Origin of the sequence: Candidatus Chloroploca asiatica (assembly GCF_002532075.1) — a bacterium.
In the GTDB taxonomy this organism is placed as follows: Bacteria; Chloroflexota; Chloroflexia; order Chloroflexales; family Chloroflexaceae; genus Chloroploca; species Chloroploca asiatica.
This window is the reverse complement of the sequence record NZ_LYXE01000166.1, coordinates 1-18737: the sequence shown is the minus strand read 5'-3', so window position 1 is coordinate 18737 and position 18737 is coordinate 1. Positions and strand designations below refer to the sequence as shown.

The 18737-nt window shown below is 56.3% G+C and carries 16 protein-coding genes; 4 read left to right on the top strand and 12 right to left on the bottom strand.

Features of this window, described 5'->3' with window-relative positions; genetic code table 11:
• Positions 1 to 21 precede the first annotated feature (21 nt).
• Both gpmI and A9Q02_RS19845 read right to left on the bottom strand, forming a co-directional pair.
• The gene (gene gpmI, locus A9Q02_RS19850) at positions 22 to 1650 is read right to left on the bottom strand and encodes a 2,3-bisphosphoglycerate-independent phosphoglycerate mutase (protein ID WP_097654813.1); all 1629 of its coding nucleotides are present in this window, start codon (positions 1648 to 1650) and stop codon (positions 22 to 24) included.
• A gap of 90 nt (positions 1651 to 1740) precedes the next feature.
• Positions 1741 to 1992 (bottom strand): hypothetical protein, encoded by a 252-nt coding sequence (locus tag A9Q02_RS19845; RefSeq protein ID WP_097654812.1) that lies wholly within the window; start codon positions 1990 to 1992, stop codon positions 1741 to 1743.
• A gap of 261 nt (positions 1993 to 2253) precedes the next feature.
• Between A9Q02_RS19845 and A9Q02_RS19840 the strand changes: the two genes are divergently transcribed.
• The 3 genes from A9Q02_RS19840 to A9Q02_RS19830 are packed head-to-tail and all read left to right on the top strand — an operon-like array spanning position 2254 to position 5331.
• Complete coding sequence (locus A9Q02_RS19840) at positions 2254 to 3498, top strand: serine hydrolase domain-containing protein (RefSeq protein ID WP_097654811.1); 1245 nt, start codon at positions 2254 to 2256, stop codon at positions 3496 to 3498.
• Between the two features lie 7 nt (positions 3499 to 3505).
• Positions 3506 to 4198, top strand: a complete 693-nt coding sequence (locus A9Q02_RS19835) for a response regulator transcription factor (RefSeq protein ID WP_097654810.1) — start codon at positions 3506 to 3508, stop codon at positions 4196 to 4198.
• Positions 4195 to 5331: a sensor histidine kinase gene (locus A9Q02_RS19830; RefSeq protein WP_097654809.1), complete on the top strand. Its 1137-nt coding sequence runs from the start codon at positions 4195 to 4197 to the stop codon at positions 5329 to 5331. Before A9Q02_RS19835 ends, A9Q02_RS19830 begins: the two co-directional genes overlap by 4 nt.
• A 99-nt stretch (positions 5332 to 5430) precedes the next feature.
• On the opposite strand, the gene A9Q02_RS19825 is transcribed toward A9Q02_RS19830, so the two are convergent.
• Entirely contained in the window at positions 5431 to 7164 is a 1734-nt protein-coding gene (locus A9Q02_RS19825) for an FAD-dependent oxidoreductase (protein WP_097654808.1), read from the bottom strand.
• Between the two features lie 440 nt (positions 7165 to 7604).
• Between A9Q02_RS19825 and A9Q02_RS19820 the strand changes: the two genes are divergently transcribed.
• Positions 7605 to 8111: a Dps family protein gene (locus A9Q02_RS19820; RefSeq protein WP_097654807.1), complete on the top strand. Its 507-nt coding sequence runs from the start codon at positions 7605 to 7607 to the stop codon at positions 8109 to 8111.
• 71 nt (positions 8112 to 8182) lie between these two features.
• On the opposite strand, the gene A9Q02_RS19815 is transcribed toward A9Q02_RS19820, so the two are convergent.
• From A9Q02_RS19815 to A9Q02_RS19775, 9 genes are all read right to left on the bottom strand, one after another.
• The gene (locus A9Q02_RS19815) at positions 8183 to 8761 is read right to left on the bottom strand and encodes a hypothetical protein (protein WP_097654806.1); all 579 of its coding nucleotides are present in this window, start codon (positions 8759 to 8761) and stop codon (positions 8183 to 8185) included.
• A 127-nt stretch (positions 8762 to 8888) separates the two neighbouring features.
• Positions 8889 to 9872, bottom strand: coding sequence for an ABC transporter ATP-binding protein (locus tag A9Q02_RS19810; protein WP_097654805.1), 984 nt, complete (start codon positions 9870 to 9872; stop codon positions 8889 to 8891).
• On the bottom strand, positions 9869 to 11776 hold the full coding sequence (locus tag A9Q02_RS19805; protein ID WP_097654804.1) for a hypothetical protein: 1908 nt from the start codon (positions 11774 to 11776) through the stop codon (positions 9869 to 9871). The genes A9Q02_RS19810 and A9Q02_RS19805 overlap by 4 nt, the downstream gene beginning before the upstream one ends.
• A 15-nt stretch (positions 11777 to 11791) precedes the next feature.
• The gene (locus tag A9Q02_RS19800) at positions 11792 to 13303 is read right to left on the bottom strand and encodes a YdbT family protein (RefSeq protein ID WP_097654803.1); all 1512 of its coding nucleotides are present in this window, start codon (positions 13301 to 13303) and stop codon (positions 11792 to 11794) included.
• Between the two features lie 43 nt (positions 13304 to 13346).
• A complete protein-coding gene (cmk, locus tag A9Q02_RS19795) occupies positions 13347 to 14024 on the bottom strand; it encodes a (d)CMP kinase (protein WP_097654802.1) in 678 nt (225 codons plus the stop codon).
• A 113-nt stretch (positions 14025 to 14137) separates the two neighbouring features.
• Positions 14138 to 14851 (bottom strand): DUF4388 domain-containing protein, encoded by a 714-nt coding sequence (locus A9Q02_RS19790; protein WP_172451189.1) that lies wholly within the window; start codon positions 14849 to 14851, stop codon positions 14138 to 14140.
• A 257-nt stretch (positions 14852 to 15108) separates the two neighbouring features.
• Positions 15109 to 16947 (bottom strand): MutS family DNA mismatch repair protein, encoded by a 1839-nt coding sequence (locus A9Q02_RS19785; RefSeq protein WP_172451187.1) that lies wholly within the window; start codon positions 16945 to 16947, stop codon positions 15109 to 15111.
• Positions 16948 to 16956: 9 nt separating this feature from the next.
• Positions 16957 to 17412: a CBS domain-containing protein gene (locus A9Q02_RS19780; protein ID WP_097654799.1), complete on the bottom strand. Its 456-nt coding sequence runs from the start codon at positions 17410 to 17412 to the stop codon at positions 16957 to 16959.
• Positions 17413 to 17460: 48 nt separating this feature from the next.
• Positions 17461 to 18426 (bottom strand): COX15/CtaA family protein, encoded by a 966-nt coding sequence (locus A9Q02_RS19775; protein ID WP_172451185.1) that lies wholly within the window; start codon positions 18424 to 18426, stop codon positions 17461 to 17463.
• Positions 18427 to 18737 lie beyond the last annotated feature (311 nt).

The window sequence follows — 18737 nt, the reverse complement described above, 5'->3', positions numbered from 1 at the left end:
TTGTTGTCTGGAGAGAGCGAACTACATGTGCTCGATCAGGCTTTGCCCCGTCATATCGGCTGCGTACGTGAGACCCATCAAATCGAGCAACGTGGGAGCTATATCAGCGAGGCGGCCACCCTCACGCAGGCGTACCTCACCTTTGCCAAGCCCAAGCCCTTCGGCGGCTACGAGGATGCAGGGCACCGGATTCGTCGTATGGGCAGTATGAACCCCACCGGTCTCAGGGTCAATCATCTGTTCGGCGTTGCCATGGTCGGCGATCATCAGCACGGCCCCGCCTCGCGCCAACACTTCGGGTACGACCTGACCTAGACTCGCATCCACCGTTTCGCATGCTGTCACCACAGCTGAAATAAACCCGGTATGTCCGACCATATCAGGATTGGCATAATTGACGACGATCAGATCGTACTGTTCACTTTTGATCGCCTTGAGCAGTTCGTCGGTGACACCGGAGGCACTCATTTCGGGCTGGAGATCGTAGGTCGCCACTTTGGGTGATGACACGAGGATGCGATCTTCGCCTGGAAAGGGTTCTTCGCGGCCCCCATTGAGGAAAAAGGTGACGTGGGGATACTTCTCGGTTTCGGCAATGTGAAACTGGGTTTTGCCTGCGGCACTGACGACAGCGGCGAGGGGTTCATTGACAGGGCGTGGCGGGAAGGCGACCTCTACCGGGAGGCCGCGCTCATAGCGGGTCAAGGTTACCATAGCGAGATTGGTGATTTGGCGTGGGCGTTGCCAGATAGTCTCGGGTAGTTTCTGGCCTTCTTCCTCTTGGCGAGCGTAGTGTTGTTTGATCTGTTCGTTGAGATCAGGCACAACCAGCGCACGGGTCAACTGGCGGCCCCGGTCAGGACGGAAATTGGTGAAGATGACCGCATCGCCATCCTGGATCGTCGCCACGGGTGCGCCATTTTTGACGAGCACCGTAGGCAACATAAACTCATCGTTGACCCCGGCTGCATACGATTGGCTAATCGCCGTGCGGGCATCCGGGGCAGTCTCGCCCTCGCCGGCGGTCATGGCCGCATACGCCCGCCCGATACGTTCCCAGCGCTTATCGCGATCCATTGCATAATACCGCCCGATCACCGTAGCAATCTTGCCTACACCGGTCTTTGCCATCGCAGCATCGAGATGATCCATAAAACTGAGCGCACTGCGCGGCAACACATCGCGACCATCGAGAAAGAGATGCAAGAAGACCCGGTCAAACTGTTCGCGCTGGGCCAGTTCGAGCAGAGCATGCAAATGATCTTCGTGGGAATGCACCCCACCAGGCCCAAAGAGCCCGATCACATGCAGGGCACCACCCGTCTGCTCGGCATGGCGAATCGCCTTGAGCAGATTGGCATTAGTAAAAAAATCACCATCTCGGATCGCTTTGCTGATCCGGGTCAACTCCTGGTAGACCACAAATCCCGCACCAATATTGAGATGGCCGACCTCAGAGTTGCCGATCTGCCCTTCGGGAAGGCCAACATCCAGACCTGAGGCGCTGAGCGTCGTAAAGGGTGACTGCTCGATCCAGGCATCAACATGCGGTGTATGCGCAAGGCTGACTGCATTGCCGGGGCCATCAGCAGCGAGACCCCAACCATCCATAATAGCCAGAACCACAGGGCGAGGGCGAGCAGTGGTCATACAACCTCCTGATAGACAACAAAAACCGAGACAACAGATTAGACCAGGCTTGAGACAGGAGCCTGGTCGATCATGGGGGCTGCGTGCGTGTCAACTCAGACCGAGACCGACCTGAAATAAACGTCCGGCAGCCAGCAGACCAAAGATACCGGTGATGATCAACGGCAAGCCAACGAGCAAAAGAGTCGTCATCCGTGTGCTACTGCTTGCGCTCGTGCGCACATAATCACGTGCGATCTCGGTCCTCATGCTCTGCAGACCACCCCAGATGGTCAGCAAACCCATGATGCCAAAAACAACCCCGGCACCGATGGCGATCAATACACCAAGAAAGTAGAGCATACCCGTCTCGCTTCATTCAGTCAGATGGGCAAAGCGAGGGTTCTTGCTTGAACCAACAGACTCGTCCCCATCTACACACGGTACGAGACCAGTATACCGCGCCCGTGCAGATACGTCGAGTTGTTTTTGCATGGATTTGAGATCTTTTGCAAAGTCGTTGGGGTTGGGCCGGCTTCCATCCGCCAGCCTAGGGCGTACCTTACAACCTTGCTGGTTGGTGTATAATGGCAATGATACACAGATCTTCCACTCGGAGCTGCTATGCGTTACCTTGCCCGCGTGGTCGGGCTTACTCTCGCTTTGCTTGTTGGTTTGACGACGTGCAGCACGTCGAGCAGAGACAGCCGAGAGCCATCGCTTTCGGGGTTTGTTGCTACGCCCTTACCCTCAGCACGGCTGGTGCCCACGATTCTGCCGACGGTTACCCCTGAGTTTGAGATTGGGGTTGGGGCTTCCACGACGAGCACTGATCCAGTGGCCCCCCCACTGGCCGCAGTGACGACGCCGTCTTCGCCGAGGAGTCAACCGACACCTGACCTGATCGAACGTGCTGGTCAGATGGATGCCTATCTGTCAGGTCTGGTCAGCCAGGGCTTTAGCGGGTCTGTCTTGGTCGCCTACCAGGGCAATACGCTGATCAGTCGTGGGTACGGGTTGGCAAATCGTGAGGCCGGCATCGTGGCAACAAGTTCAACCCGTTTTCGGCTTGCTTCAGTGACCAAGCCGATCACGGCGCTTGCGGTTCTGCGCCTGGTGGCGGCGGGCAAAGTTCAACTGGAAGCGTCAATCTGTACTTACCTTGATCCGTGTCCGGCAACCTGGCAGCCGATTACTGTGGCTGATCTCTTGCGCCACAATTCGGGGATCCCGAACTATACCGATTTTGCCAGTTTTGCGAGTGTTGAACTTCAGCCTGCAACCCCTGAAGAGGTTGTCGCACGTTTTCGGTATCTCCCCCTCAATTTTGTGCCCGGTTCAATGTATCATTATAGCAATTCGAACTATGTCTTACTCGGGTTGATTATCGAACGGGCTTCAGGCCAGACCTATGCTGACTTCTTGCAGAATGATCTCTTTACGCTACTCGAGATGAGCAATAGCGGCCTCGATCCAGGCGATTTTAGCCCGCTCGGGGGAACCCGAGGGTATGCCGGGGGGGCACTCGATATCCCTCTCGACGTGAGCAATCTCTTTGCCGCCGGTGATCTCTATGCCTCGGTGGAAGATCTGCATCGCCTAACCCGAGCACTCTATGCGGGTTTGTTGCTGCCACCTGAGTTGATGACGATGATGACAACGCCACGGCATATGCGCTATGGAATGGGGTGGTTGATTGAACAACGTGGTGATCAGCGTCTTGTTTACCATCCAGGCTGGATGAGCGGGGCGAATACCTGGCTTGGGCATTACCCTGATACCGGGTTGACAATTGTCATCCTGAGCAATAATACGCAGATCAATCTGGTTCCCATTGCCAATGCCCTGGCTGGTCTGGCGTTGAATTAGGCCTGTTATGCGTGAGACGGCGACGATTCTGGTTGTTGATGACGAGGCGAGTATTCGCACGATCGTCCGTGCGTATCTTGAGCAGGCGGGCTTTACCGTGGTGTGTGTTGACAACGGTCTCGCGGCGCTCCAAGCGGCTCGGGATTATACCCCGGCGATGATTATCCTCGATCTCAATTTACCCGGCATGGATGGGATGGAGGTGGCTGCCCGGTTGCGTGAACATTCTGATGTCTTCATTTTGATGTTGACAGCACGCAGCGATGAGGTCGATCGGGTGGCCGGGTTGCGGATCGGGGCCGATGATTATCTGACCAAACCCTTTAGCCCGCGCGAACTTGCGGCACGGGTCGAAGCGATTCTCCGTCGACGACGGGGCGTGGTTGCCCCAACCAATGAGTTGCGCTTCAAGCATGTGGTGGTTGATCCCGATAGCCGTGAAGCACGAGCAGGTGGTCAGTTGCTCGATCTGAGTCCGACTGAATTCGATGTCTTGCTGGCGCTCGCCCGCCATCCGGGGCGGGCGCTTAGTCGTGAGCAACTGATCGACCTTGTCTGGGGGGCTGATTTTTTTGGTACCGACCGGGTCGTTGATGTCTATGTTGGTCAGGTGCGCCGGAAGATTGAGGCCGTGACAGGCCAGACGATCATCGGTACGGTGCGCGGCATTGGCTATCGGTTTAGTGACGAACGCCTATGAAATTGTTGCGCCAGTTGCGCTGGCAACTCATCGCTGCCCAGATGCTGGTGGTCTTTGTCGGGGCGCTTGTGCTTGGCGTGACGGCCGATTTGCTGGGCCAGCAGATCTTCCTCACCGATCTTCGTTCACTCACCACACAGCCCGGTTCAATCAATCCCGGTGATCTCGAGATGGCCCTGGTTCAGAGTTTTCGCCAGGCGATTGCGAAATCACTCGCGCTTGCCGCAGTGACGGCGGCAGTCGTTGGCCTGGCCACCAGCCTGCTCTTGTTACGCCAGATTCTGCGCCCGTTGCACGAGATTGCTACGAGCAGTAGCCGCATTGCCGATGGACGCTACGATGAGCGGGTCACGGTGCCGGCCAGTGATGAGTTGGCGATTGTTGCGACCAGTTTTAACCAGATGGCTGGAACCCTCGAACGGATCGAGCAGCAGCGCATTGCTTTGATTGGCAACGTTGCCCACGAGTTGCGTACCCCCCTCACTGGTCTCGAAGGCTATCTCGAAGGCTTGATTGACGGGGTCTTTCAGCCCGGCCCCGAAACGTTTGCCGAGATGCAGCACGAAGTGCGGCGGCTCCGCAATCTTGTCGCCGACCTGCAGATCCTCGCGAATGTTGAGGCTGGTCAGGTTCATCTGCACATGAGTGAGCTTGAACTTGTTGCCGTTGTGCGCCGTGTGGTCGAGCAATTGCGTCCCCAGACGCTGGCCGGTTGCCTTGAGATCAAGCTTAGCCCGGGCGTTGAACCAGTCTATGTCCAGGCTGATCAGGATCGGGTTGCTCAGATCTTGATTAACCTGATTGGCAATGCGATCCGTTACACTCCCGAGGGGGGATGTGTCACAGTTGGGCTGAAGGTTGTTGGCCGTGTCGCTCAGGTGGAGGTCGTTGACACGGGGATTGGTCTTGCCGCTGAGGATCTGGCGCTCATTTTCGAGCGTTTCTATCGTGTGGATCGCTCACGGGCGCGTGTCAGTGGGGGCAGTGGCATCGGCCTGACCATTTCGCGCCACCTTGCCTGGGCGATGGGGGGCGATATTACGGCGGCGAGTCCTGGGGTGGGCCAGGGAAGCACCTTCACTTTGAGTATGCCGCTTGCTCGATCACCGCGTGTGAGTCACGAGCAACGGTAGATCATGTGCTGCGTAGGGTGATACTCTAGCTGGTTGTGCATCCGCTGGACGCGCACCAGGGCCAGCATTGCTGGCCCTGGTGCGCGTCCAGCATATTTTTTACTGATCAAGCAGCATCTGGGCCGCCAGATCTTCCTCGGCATGTGACACAAAGGGGATGCCAGGGGCACCTGTGGCAAGCGTGGTGCGATAAAAACTGGTGAAGGTACGCCCGCCACCGGCCAGGGTTGCCACATCTTCAAACCCGTGCTGGCGCAAAATGCGGTAGGCAAGATAGCTTCGGAAGCCAACCATACAGTAGATGCGCATGGGCTTTGCGTTGAGAGGACGCAACTCTTCAACCCGTGACCGCAGTTCGGTGAGCGGGATATTCACGGCACCAGGGATGTGCCATTGGGCGTATTCCTGGGGGCCGCGGACATCAAGAAAGACCGTCGTGGCTGATTGTTGCTCGTATTCGTCAGGATACCAGAAAGCGACATCGCCACGGAGCAGATTGGCGGCGAGGAAGCCGGCCATATTCACCGGATCTTTGGCTGAACCGTATGGCGGTGCATAGGCCAGTTCAAGCCGCTCAAGGTCAAAGACCGTCATTCCGGCACGAATCGCGGTTGCCAAGACATCAAGGCGCTTGTCTACGCCATCGTAGCCGACAATCTGTGCCCCAAGGACGCGCCCATCTTCAGGCGCAAAGAGCAGCTTGATATGCATCGGGGCGGTGCCAGGGTAGTAACTTGCGTGACCGGCAGGATGCAAATAGACCTTGCGATACGCCCGCCCGAGGCGTCGCAGCGTCTTTTCCGAGGTTCCGGTGGCACCCCCGGTCATCGCAAAGATTTTGACCACGGCGGTACCCTGCGTCGTGGTATAGGTACTATCGCGTCCGCAGATCTGATCGGCCACAATCCGTCCCTGGCGATTGGCTGGACCGGCGAGGGCGACTAGGGTTGGCTCGCCAGTGACGGTATCAATGACTTCAACCATATCGCCAGCGGCATAGATATGGGGATCACTGGTTCGCATCGTGGCATCGACCTTGATGCCCCCGGTCGTGCCCAATGCTAGGCCGATCTGTTGAGCGAGGCTCGTGATCGGGCGGACACCTGCGGCCAAGACGACGAAATCGGCCACGATGGTTTCGCCTGTACGCAGGGTCACGGCAATGCGTCCATCCACGTCGGCACACGAGGTTGCAGCGGTACCCAGATGCAACGTCACGCCGTGAAGCTCCATGTGATAGCGCAGATCCGTAGCCATCTCGATATCGAGCAAAGGCATGACCTGATCCTGAAGTTCGATCAGGTGTACGTCGAGTTGGCGTTCGCGCAGGGCCTCGGCGACCTCTACCCCGATGTAGCTACCGCCGACAACAATAGCGCGTTCGGCCCCACCATCCACGATAGCCTTGATCGCATCCATATCGGGCATGCTGCGCAGGGTAAAGACGCGGGGATGATCGATCCCGGGGACTGGCGGACGCAGCGGCGCGGCACCCTGGGCGAGGACCAGAATGTCATACGCCTCGGTATAACGTGAACCGCGCTGGTGATCGTGTACTTCTACCGTCTGGGCCTCGCGATCAATCGCAATGACTTCGTGTTCCGTGCGAACATCGAGATTGAGGGTTGCCCGCAGATGCTCGGGGGTTACAACGAGCAACTGCTCGCGATCAGGAATAGCGCCACCAATATGATAGGGTAAGCCACAGTTGGCATACGAAACATAACGATCACGCTCAAGCACGACAATCGAAACTTCCTCATCCAGTCGACGCAGGCGCGCTGCCGCTGACATGCCAGCCGCAACTCCACCAATGATGACAACACGTTTCATGACGTTCCTTAGATCTTAAATTCTTTGCTTCATAGCTGGGAATTTGGGGGCCGCAGGCTCTCAAGAATCTTCGTTGGCACAAGAAGCCAGCGAAGAAGCCGAGTGTGGGGACTCTCTTCCCTCGCGATCAGTCCGTTAGGACTGATCTCTAGCATAACAGACGCGATCAAGCCCCTTGCGACCATTTCAGTAGAGAAGGGTCAATTAGTGAGAAACGTTTAGCAACTACAACTGAAGCATTGACCAATGCGCAACTTTTTGGTATTGTATGCGTAGCCCTCGTGTGGATAACTAAAAATCATACAACCAAGTTGTTTTCTCTTTACCATTCGTCCGTTACGTGTTTGACCAATTTTGCATCCTACCATGAGACCTGTTACCATGTTCCCTAGGACTTGGTCTTATCTGGGATCATCCCAGCAACAGAAGGAGACGGAACAATGACCACCAAAGCAATGGTGACCTCGACCATCGACATTGGGCTAACGGCCTCGAATACGCAGGGACTGATCAGCATTCTGAGCCGTGTGCTTGCCGACGAGCATGTGCTCTACATGCGTTTGCGCAACTATCACTGGAATGTGGTAGGCATGGCCTTTGGCCCATTGCATGAACTGTTCCAGGAGCAGTACGAGGATCTGGCGAATGAGATTGACGATATTGCCGAGCGCATTCGTATGATCGGTGGCATTTCACCGGGGACGATGACTGAATTCCTGCAGCTTGCCACGCTCACCGAGCGCCCGGGCGATCTACCCGACGACCAGACCATGGTTGCGCATCTGGTTGCCGATCACGAGGCGATTATTCGCAACCTGCGGCGTGATGTGCGTGCCTCTGATGAGCAGTACGATGATGTCGGCACGAGTGATTTCTTGACTGGTTTGATGGAGAAGCACGAGAAGATGGCCTGGTTGCTGCGTGCTCATATCGAGCAGCGCGGCTAGTACCGGGTTTAACCCAGGCCAAGCGCAAAGCGACGACCCAACGGGTCGTCGCTTTGCGCTTGGCCTGACTGTTATCGTCGCATCGAGCCAAGATAGAGCCCGGCCCCAATGAGGAGCAATGGTACCCAGAGCAATAGACCGCTGAGGAAGCTAGGCAGGTTGGCTACGGCGACGATGGCACCTACGGCAAAGAGAATGACCGCAGGAATGAGCGGCCACTGGCTCTTCTGGGCAAAAATCGCCCGCCCCAGTCCATAGACAGCCAGAAAGCCAAGTGCTAGGCCCCAGAGTACCGAAACACCATCCGTGAGTGAGGCAAAGGTGACGCCAACACTCAAGCCTGCCAGGATGCTAGCAGGAATGATGAGTCCATAGATATGTCGCCAGAAACCAAAGAAGTAAAAGACAGAGCCAATCAGTAGCAGCACAAAGCCACCCGTCACATCTTCCGGTACGGCCACAAAGCTGATGAGAAGCCAGGCAAGCCCTAGAACGATTAAGACCAATCCGCGGGGATCAAGGCGATCACGCCAACGAGGGGTGAGGTCGTTGGCATTGATGGCCTGCCCCAGACTTTGGGTTGGCATGCCCGCTGATGAATGCTCTGCGAGCCGCTGGCGTTCGGTATCTTGCTCGGTATAGTTTGTCATCGCTTCCCTCCGGTATGCGTGTTATCAGACCTGCTGATACGACGATGAGAAGAAGATGAGAGTTGCTGGTTAGGTGCATGCAAAATATGCCAACGAAGCTGGCTTTGTGCCCACCTTACACTTGCCCTTAGTTTGTTCCGCCGTATGCCGAGCCTTTGGTAACCTGCATAAAGATGTCTTCGAGGTCATTGGTCTGACCGGCAAAGTGCGTAATCTGAACCCCGCCTCCGATCAAGTGTGCGAGGAGCGCACTGACGACGTGATCATCACCATCAAGATCAACGTGAAGTTGTGGGGGATGCTCGTCGGGCATCATGCGAACATCAAGCACATGGGGAAGGTCGCGTACTAGGGCGGCGGCATGTTCCAGGCTGACGAGAGGCTCGGTGCCTTCGCCTGGCAGCAGGTGGATTTCAAAGGTACGGTGCGGTTGCAGCGACCGCAGAATGGTGTTGACATCACCTGACGTGATTAGCGTGCCTCGTTCGATAATGCCAATGTGGGTACACATCTCGGCCAGTTCGGTCAAGATGTGGGAACTGATCATGATCGTCTTGCCGAGGCGGCGCAATTCTTTGAGGAGTTCGCGTAGCTCGACGCGTGCCCGTGGATCGAGCCCGCTTGCCGGTTCATCAAGGATGAGCAGGGCCGGATCATGCAGCATCGTACGCGCTAGGCTCAACCGTTGCTTCATCCCCCGCGACAGGCCCATCACATCGGCCTGCTTTTTGTGGGTCAGGTCAACCAGTTCAAGCAGATCGTCAATCAGACGTGAACGACGTGCCGGATTGATGGCGTAGGCTTCGGCAAAGAACTCCAGGTACTCGTGCGCTTGCATATTGTCGTACACGCCAAAAAAGTCGGGCATAAAGCCGACCTGGCGCCGTACCTCCAGCCGCTCACGCACCACCGAATGCCCCGCTACATACGCTTCACCCTCACTGGGAAGCAACAACGTCGTGAGAATGCGCATGGTGGTGGTTTTGCCTGCCCCATTCGGCCCAATGAAACCATACACCGCCCCCTGGGGAATGGTCAGGTTGAGATCATGGAGGGCCACCATGTCTCCGTAGCGACGGGTGAGCGCCCGTGTTTCGACGATGGCGCTCATGGCTGCTCCAGCCGAATCATATAGAGCGTTTCGCCCTGGTGTTGGGGCGCATGCCCGGGCAAGCTTACCTCAAGCAGCGATCCCTCTTGCCAGCCAAGCAAATAGATGCCATCATCAACGATGCCCGACCTGTTGTTTGGCACAGGTGCATTGAAGGGCATAAAGTTCCCAAAGCCAAACATGTTATTGAGTACCTGCCCGTGATTGATCATCGTCCCGGTCTCTTGCCAGAAGCCAAACGGAAAATTGCCTTGGCCAAGCATAAGTTCGACTGGCACCTGTGTCCCTGCCCGCAGATCCCCAAGGCTCTGCGCTGATTCACCATACACAATCATCGCATCACGGAGATCGGTGTCAGTCACGGTGAGTTCACCAGCGATGCGTCGGCGTTCCACTTGGAGCGCACTCTCGACGTTGGGAATCCCATCTACCATCTGTTCAACCATCAGGCTGCGCAGCGACGACACATCAATGAGCAGATCTTCCATTCCTACCGAAGCATCATCACGGGTAACCGGGACATTGTTGGTCTGAAAGCGCTCAAAGGTTGCGGGGGTGATCAGGGCCTGAGCATCCACTTGAAGCTGGTAGCTCTGCCGTTGGGGTGAGAAAACGCCGAGAAAGACCGTGGCCTTGCCCTGCTGGTTGCCCTCGAAGCTCTGGACAAGCGCCAGTTGCGGGACAGTTGGGGCTGTCCCGCGGATGACCAGACTGATGCTATAGGAGGCGATCAGAAAGAGCCCAATCAGGCCCGGAGTTGTAAACCATGCCAGATCAATGCGTCCGAGTTTGCGCAGCACAAGGAAATTGAGCGGGCCAATGACCACAATATAGAACCCCATCAGCAGCAGCAGCATACTGGTGGAAGGGAACTGAAGCCCGGGGAGTTGCAGAGTATTCGCGAGTAGACTCTCGTTGCGCCAGCGAAAGCTTGCCGCAATCGGCATCTGAGGTTGCAGCGTGATAACTGCTTGCCAGAGTTCTGCTTCGCCACTCCACATCCGTGTGCTAGCAAGATCAAAAGCCGCAAAGATCACCTGACCAACCCCGAGATGGTGGCTCACCAGAAGACCGGCCCGATCAAGCGACTGGGCGCCGGTGCGCAACGTAACGCGGTTGGCACTGAAGTTGGGGAGTTCGCCAACGCTGGTCGCTTGCTGCACCAGGGCTGCCAGACTGGCCGCACTGACCCCGGCTTGCAACTCGCCGACGTTGACTGGCAAGAGATCATCGAGCCCTGGGACAGACTGCGACGCGGCTGCCCCGCCGCTCACAACCAGAACACCCCCAAGGTGAATCCACAAATCCAGGGCCTCACGTTGACGAGGGGTCAGGTCAGCCGTGACGAAATCATGCACAAAGATGATGTTGAGGCCTGACAGAAGGGCGGGATCATCGGGCCACAGCGTCGGGTCGAGATGACTCACGATCGTCGTCGTATTAGGCACAAAGGTTGCCGCAGCCAGACTATTGAGCAGCGAACGATCGCGACTGAGCACCCCGACCGTAATCTGGCTCTCGTTTAGTGGGACAAGACTCACCCGGGTGCTTGTCAACGCCTCGCCATCAACGCTGAACGCAACGGTCGCGGCACGGGTCATCCCGGTTGTCATCACAGGCAAGCGCACCTGTTTCCGCGCCCCCTGGGGCAGATCAAGGCGATAGTGATAGAGCGCCTGATCATGGTTCGCGAAGCGCCACTCCAGGGTGCCCTGAAGATCGGGGCCATCGTTGCTCACCACAAGGCTGGTAGGAAACCAGTGACCGATGCGATACTGTCCAGCCCCATCGAACCCGGCCAGCACCTCGATTCGCACCGGCGTCTCGTCCTGCGCGTGGGTCAATCGGGCAGGCACAAACAGCACCAGTAACGCAAACAGCACCAGCAAGCGCCAGTGTTTCAAGGGTGTCTCCCGGGCTTACGATTTAATTTCATCGTGTTTGATCTGCGCTTCATGATAATGACGCAAGAGTGCAAGGGTATCATTGAGGGCACGATCTTTATCTTTGCGCTTGAAGCGGACATTATATTCCGTCACCTTGGTGACAACATCAGCGGGACGTGGCACCCGATGAAAGGTGAAATTTCCTCCTGCGCCTGCGGTGCTCAACTCGACATCGCCATAGCCCAACAGGTTACTGATATAGGTTGTCTTGGATTGCACATTATTGATACTGCCCAGGCCGGCCTCACGGCGTTCCTCTGGGCCAAAGGGCTTTTTCTCGATATCAATCACCTTTTCGGGGGTAAGGGTATAGGTGTCATTGCGATAGTCTTCGACTTCATACGCGGCCCAGGCGACAAAGACGAGCATTACTACCAGTAGTCCGAAGATGATCAAGGGAAAGCCAAGGAGCAGCGCACTCCCGCCGACCAGTACCACAGGTACCCCGAGCAAAAGCCAGAGCACTGGCCCGATCAAACCGCGCACGAGAAAGAGCCAATGCGGACGCCAGACGAGTTGCTGGGTCTGATAATTAATCTCAGGATTATCGGGCAGAAACTGGCGCATCCACCCCATCATGCGCGTTTGTTTTGGAGGTTGGGCCAATGGTGATGCACTTGAGGCTTTTTCACCATAAATCCGATCAGCAATCAATTCTTCAAAGGTATGCTCACTACTTGCTTTGCGCAAGGCCCGCACCTGAGCCATAATCTGATTCTGCATCACCATCGGCTTGTCGGCAGAGGTGAACATAATATTGCCATTGATGCGGGCTGATTTGATCTCAATCGTGCCATATTGCAACCAGTGTTGAGGATAGGTTTTGGTTGCTGCATTGACATCCTGCACATCTTCCAGGAAAATCTGGCGCTGCACGCGACGCTCGATGAGACGCGGAATAATCACCTGATCATTATCATAAACAATGCGCTGATTGGTAAGGATCAACTCATCGTTGAGCCAGTCATAAAACGTAAAGAGCACCATCACCGTACTGATGATGGCACCGAGGACGAGAATCAGATTCAAGGCATCGCCACTCTGCCCAACGGCGGTATTGGCATCGAGATGGAAGATGCGCCCGCCGGTGAAACGAAAATAGAAGAGCAATCCATGCCCAATCAGGGCCATGGTAATGATGAGTTGGGCCGAGCGATTCTGCTTGCCCCGTACAGCCAGGATGATCCAGATGAACCCAAGCAGCAGCATCAGGATAAGCAGCAGCCAGTTGAAGGCATCAATGCTGCCCCGGTCATCTACCTGTGAGGCAAGAAATTGCCCGCCCAGCGCCCGATAGAGCGCCAGGCCACCAAAAAAGATCAGGCTAAAGAGGGGAGGAATTAGGCGTCCGATCAGTACAATATAGTGCCGCCCAGTGACGTGAAGAATTTCCTCCGTCTCACCGAGATCAATGGCTGATTCGGCATCAAGGTGCAGTTGAATCCGCAACCATTCGGCGACTGACCATGAGGGATTACTAGCCATACGAAGATGTTTCCTCCGGGATACGCATCCGCGATCGCGCTGGCTATCCGTTGTGATCACGCTCCAGATAGTCCAGAATCCAGGCCAGTTCATCATCAGGCGAGAGGCCATCTGTCTGGAGGATCACGGCATCATCGGCTGGTTTCAGCACATGGTCATCAAGTTGATCACGACGGGCGAGATCGTGCTGAATCTGAGCCATCAGGGTCTGGTCGGGATCATCATCGCGTTCAACGGCACGGCGACGGGCGCGTTCCTGGAGCGAGGCTTCCAGGAAGATCTTGAGATCAGCGTCGGGCATCACAATGGTACCAATATCGCGTCCGACCATCACCGTGTTGCCACGCCGTCCGATTTGCTGTTGTTGGTGTACCATCTCGCGGCGTACCTGGGGATATCGCGCAACGAGGGAGACGTTACGCTCGACCTCGGGGCTACGGATGGCCCACGTCACATCCTCACCATTGACCAGCACCGTATACTGACGTCCGTCATCGGTGGTTGGGGCGACGACCTCTATCTGTACCTCATAGGCGAGCTTTGCCATTTCTGCCTCATCGTGCAGATCAAGCCTTGCTTGCAAGGCAACCAGCGCAAGCGCACGATACATGACCCCTGTATCGAAATAGAGGTAACCAAGATGGCTGGCTAACAGTGCCCCCAGGGTACTTTTTCCTGCCCCTGCAGGCCCATCAATCGCAATCACTGAGGGTTGCAACATAGTGCGTATTCTGTCATGCAGAAACAACAAAAGAGCCCGAGCACTGCAACGCTCTGCAGCGTTGCGTGTGCAGGCTCTATTGTAGCATGGCGTAAGGCTTGATGACAAGCATCTCAGGTGCGCAGTACCTTGAGAATGAACTCTTCCTGGTTCTGTGGTTCACGCATTATGGGGCCGGTGGGTACCACATCGGGTTGATGCGTCGCTGTGGCGCGGGCTAGCATGCGATCAAATAACCCGCTTTTTGCGTTCGTCACCGACTCTTCGTCACGTTTGGTGCGGGCTACCCGGGCGGGCTTGCACAAATCAACCAGCCCGTCAACGTTCATCTGGACAAGTGCCTCGGCCACATCAATCCTGGCCCAGCCAAGATGCTCGGCAATCTCGGCCAGGTTCTTTTTGCCATCGATCTCGTTCAAGACCGGATAATGGGCCGGTCCGACCTGGGGCATGGTTGTTTCATATGCCTGAAGCAAGGTGGGGATGAGCTTGAGATCAGGGACATACGCACGAATCTGCCGCCAGCGCATCGCTTGGCGCTCGGCATGCTGCAGGTGGCCGGTGAGTGAGCCCCAGAGGGTCTCTTGTTCACTTGTGATCCCACTGATAAATTCGAAGCGAGCCTGATGAAACTCAAAGAGTTCAGCGAGCGCATCAATGCCAGTACCCTCACCTCGTTTCACGTGATAGAGTAGGCCATCACTGAAAAAGAGCTCACCAGCTTTGCCTGGCCCAAGGATCACGAGCATGCCAGTCACTGAGCTGTAGATCACCATCTCGATGAGCTCGCGAAGTGGAAAGGTTTCAATTGTGCCGTGTAGTTTCAATGTCCTGCTCCTGGATTGTACTTGAAGTTCGTCAGGATGTGGCTGCCTCATTAGATCTACTTCTATGCTAGCACTACAGGTTATCGTTATGCAACATGACTGAAGTACTTACATTGGATAGCCCCAGGCTGAAGGAGTTTGCGCCCCTATTCGACCAGACCTGTGAGGTCTCGCCCGTGTCGCGCATACCGGATTATGTACTGGTAGACCATAAGCGCCGGCACTCGGAGCAACCCGTCGACTTTTCAGACCGCCTGTCAGGTTGAGGCACATGGGAGGCCCACCAGGGCCATCAGGCGCAATGCGTTCGTCGTGGTGGCTAAGCCAGGGCGAAGTTGATAATCGAACCGCATCTCGGGGTTGGGGGCATCGTTGGTGAAATATTCGCTGAAGTGGGCCAGTTGGACAACTTGCTGGAGCTGTGGGTCAGTCGCAAGAGCGAGATCATGGGTTGAAACAATCCCAATCGCCTCTAATTCAACGAGATGGCTGATCACCTGTGCCGCGGCAATTAGGCGTTCGGTGCTGTTCGTTCCGTGCAGGATTTCGTCGAGCAAGAAGCAGACGAGGTGCTCATCTGGCCTGGTTCGGGCCAGATCAACAATCTGCTTGAGCCGCTGGAGTTCGGCCATAAAATAGGAAACTCCCCGGGCCAGCGAGTCCTGCACCCGCATACTTGTTGCCAGCGCCACCGGTGGTAGCCGCAGCGCTTCGGCGCAGACGGGTCCACCTGCCTGGGCCAAGACAACATTGATGCCAACCGCACGCAATAAGGTGCTTTTGCCTGACATATTCGAGCCAGTGATCAACACAAAGCTGCCTGGCGGGCCAATTGTTATGCTGTTGGCGACAGCCTGATCGGGCATCAGCAGCGGATGCGCCAGTTGCTCGGCTTGGATGCGTGGTGGTTCGCTGGGTTGCACCACGGGCATCTGCCAAGTCGGGTGATCATGCTGGAGGGTTGCCAGGGCTGCCAGTGCTTCCATCTCGCCAAGCGTCGTTAACCAGATTTCAACCTGCCCGCCTGAGCGTTGACGCCAGCGCTCGGCCAGGGCCACGATATGGAAGTTCCACAGCAGACCAAATTGCAGCACAGGAAAGAGCAGCGAACGGCTCAATTCGGCACCTGCTGCAATCAGACTCAACCGCTGCAACCGATGATCGGCGCGCTCGGCACCTTGTCCGAGCGTTGCCTTGAGCCGTTGCAAGGTGGGTGCTTGCCAGGATGGTGATGCCAGGTGCCCAAACAGCCCGGCGTAGGTAGCGAGCAGTTCCCCCCGGTCATACAACTGGCTCAGGGTTTCGATGCTTCGCCAACCATAGAGGGCCGTTAGCGACAGATTGAGCAGGAGAAATGGCCCCCAGAGTGGCCAGACGGTCAGCCCAAGCATCTGGACGATGATGCTGATCACGAGCAACAGGGGCGACACCCGCATAACCCAGAGCAACCCAGGTTTCGTGACGAGCCATGGTGCGCCCTGCGCCCAGGTCGTAAAGCGTTCATACCGTTCTTGCACCTCACCGGCCTCTTCAGCCAGAAAGGCCAATTCGTCACGCAGGTCAATGAGGGGGGCGAGTTCAGCCACGGCTTGCTGGCGCTCATACACAACGTGTGGCCTAGCGGGGCTGAGCAACCAGCGTTGTAAGGTCGCACGACCGGCTGGGCTACGTGGTGTGTTGAGCAAATGTTGGAGTGAGGCCGGCCCGAGCAGATCGAGGTCAACGGCGAGCATCAACTCGGTTGCCTCCAGAATGTGACCAGTTGGCTGCCGGAGCGGTAGCGCCGCCCAATCGCGCCGCAAACGCACAAGCCCTTCGTCATTCTGGGCCACTAAAGCCGCCAAACGATCACGCTGTGCGGCAAGCCGATTATGGTAGGCAACGAGACCGAGGAACAGCCCGAGCAACCCCAGGGCAAGCCAGAGAAGGATCGGTAGGCCGCGCCACCAGCCAACCCCACCGCTCGTCATCAGGGCCACAGCGATGATTAAGCGCCAGTTGGCGACCTGGCTCCACCGTCGTGCCGCTACCACACGCAGTGCCTCGAATTGCGTCCTCCGCTCTTGATAGATCTGCTCAACCCTTGTCACAGGCACTGACATTTTCTATGTACGCTGATGAGGAGGAAGTTCGTAGATATACTGTTCGAGTTGCTCAATGAGAAAACTCTGCTCGGCCACAATATCAGCCACCACATCACGAATCGAAATAATCCCAACCAACTGCCCGTGCTCGAGCACAGGTAGGTGGCGAACCTGCCGTTCACTCATCAGTGCCATACACTCTGCAAGGGGTTGGTCGGGGCGCACATAGAGGACTCGTTCCGTCATCAGGTCACTGACACGCAGCCCTTCAAGCCGGCCTGCGGCAACCACTTTTCGCGCAACATCGCGTTCGGTCATAATCCCAGCGACCCGTTCACCATCAAGCACCATCAACGCCCCAACATCTTTGGTGGTCATGAGTTGCACCGCATCACTCACTGATGCATCAGGCGAGGTTGTCCAGACTGGCCCACGTCGAACCTCCAACAACTGACGAACTGTCTTTATCGACTCCATACCTTGCTCCACTCAACATTCTAGCTGCAGAGACAACCTGAGCGTCTTTCAAGTCCCAAGGCGGACTGGACGCGAAGTGACCGATCTGGCTGCGGCTTGAGCATGCGCTGGTTGGGCGAGGGCCGCCGCACTGAGGAGAACGAGGAATGCCCAGACAAGATCTGCCATGAACAAATGAACCAGTTGCATCCAGACCGGTGCTTTAAGTGTCACATTGAGCCCTCCGAGCAGAATCTGAACGAAAAAGAGGATAACGAGGGTCCATGCCAGGCGTGAACTGGTTTTACCTGGGCGGTAGTTCGTAACAGTTCGTGCAAGAAACAACGTATAGATGCCCACGATCAGGCCGATGATTGGATGGATAATCCGCATCTGGATCAGAAGATGTGAATCGCGGGTCACTGGCTGATCGACGCCACCGGGCAAAGCACCGTGTTGCAGCAACGTATCGCCCAGGGCGGTCACGGCACCACTCGACCCAACCAGGATTGTCCCAAACAGACCTACCCCGAGCAACCAGAGCATCTTGCGATGACCGCGCAATGTAATCGGTGCACCGCCAGAGGCCCACCAAGCAGTCAGCACGAGTGCCCCGAGCAGCAAAAACGTATTGGCAAGATGAAGCGCCATCATTACTGCGCGCGTCATTGAGGTATTCATTGCCACCAGTTCAAGCACCACCAGCGCGGCACCGAGGAGTGCCTCAATGATCATGAAAATCATTGCAACGAGGGCGGCCTTGCGCACAATATGACCCGGCGCATATGCACGCCAGGCCCAGATCAGCAATGCTAGCGTTCCGAGTAACGCAAGCCCACTGGTGACGCGGTGGGTAAATTCGATCATCATCTCGGTGCTTGGCGCACGGGGAATGACCTGCCCATCACAGAGAGGCCAGTGATCACCGCATCCTGCCCCTGAACCGGTCGCCCTGACGAAGGCCCCCCCCAGAATGACGAGTAGATTATAGGCAACATTCGCCCATGCAAACGCCGCAAACCGTTGATTGAGCATACGCACTAACCTTGAATCGGCTGATTATTATCGTGCAATCTTTCCTCTAGATGATACCACGATCTTTCCCTTGCGGGAATAGAACCACGTGTATAAAATGCCAGTTGACAAATCAGTAGTCGTGCGATATAATCCTTTTTCGTGAGCCGCTAATAACAATTGGCGCTCCTGACAATCAACGTATGGGCACTACGGTGCAGCGCCAATGGCCTGCCCCGTCTTTTTTCGCCCAACGCCGTACCTTACCAACTGAAGCGTAGTGATGATGATATGACACCGAGCCGTGCGTGCTGCACGGTCTCGTAACTTTG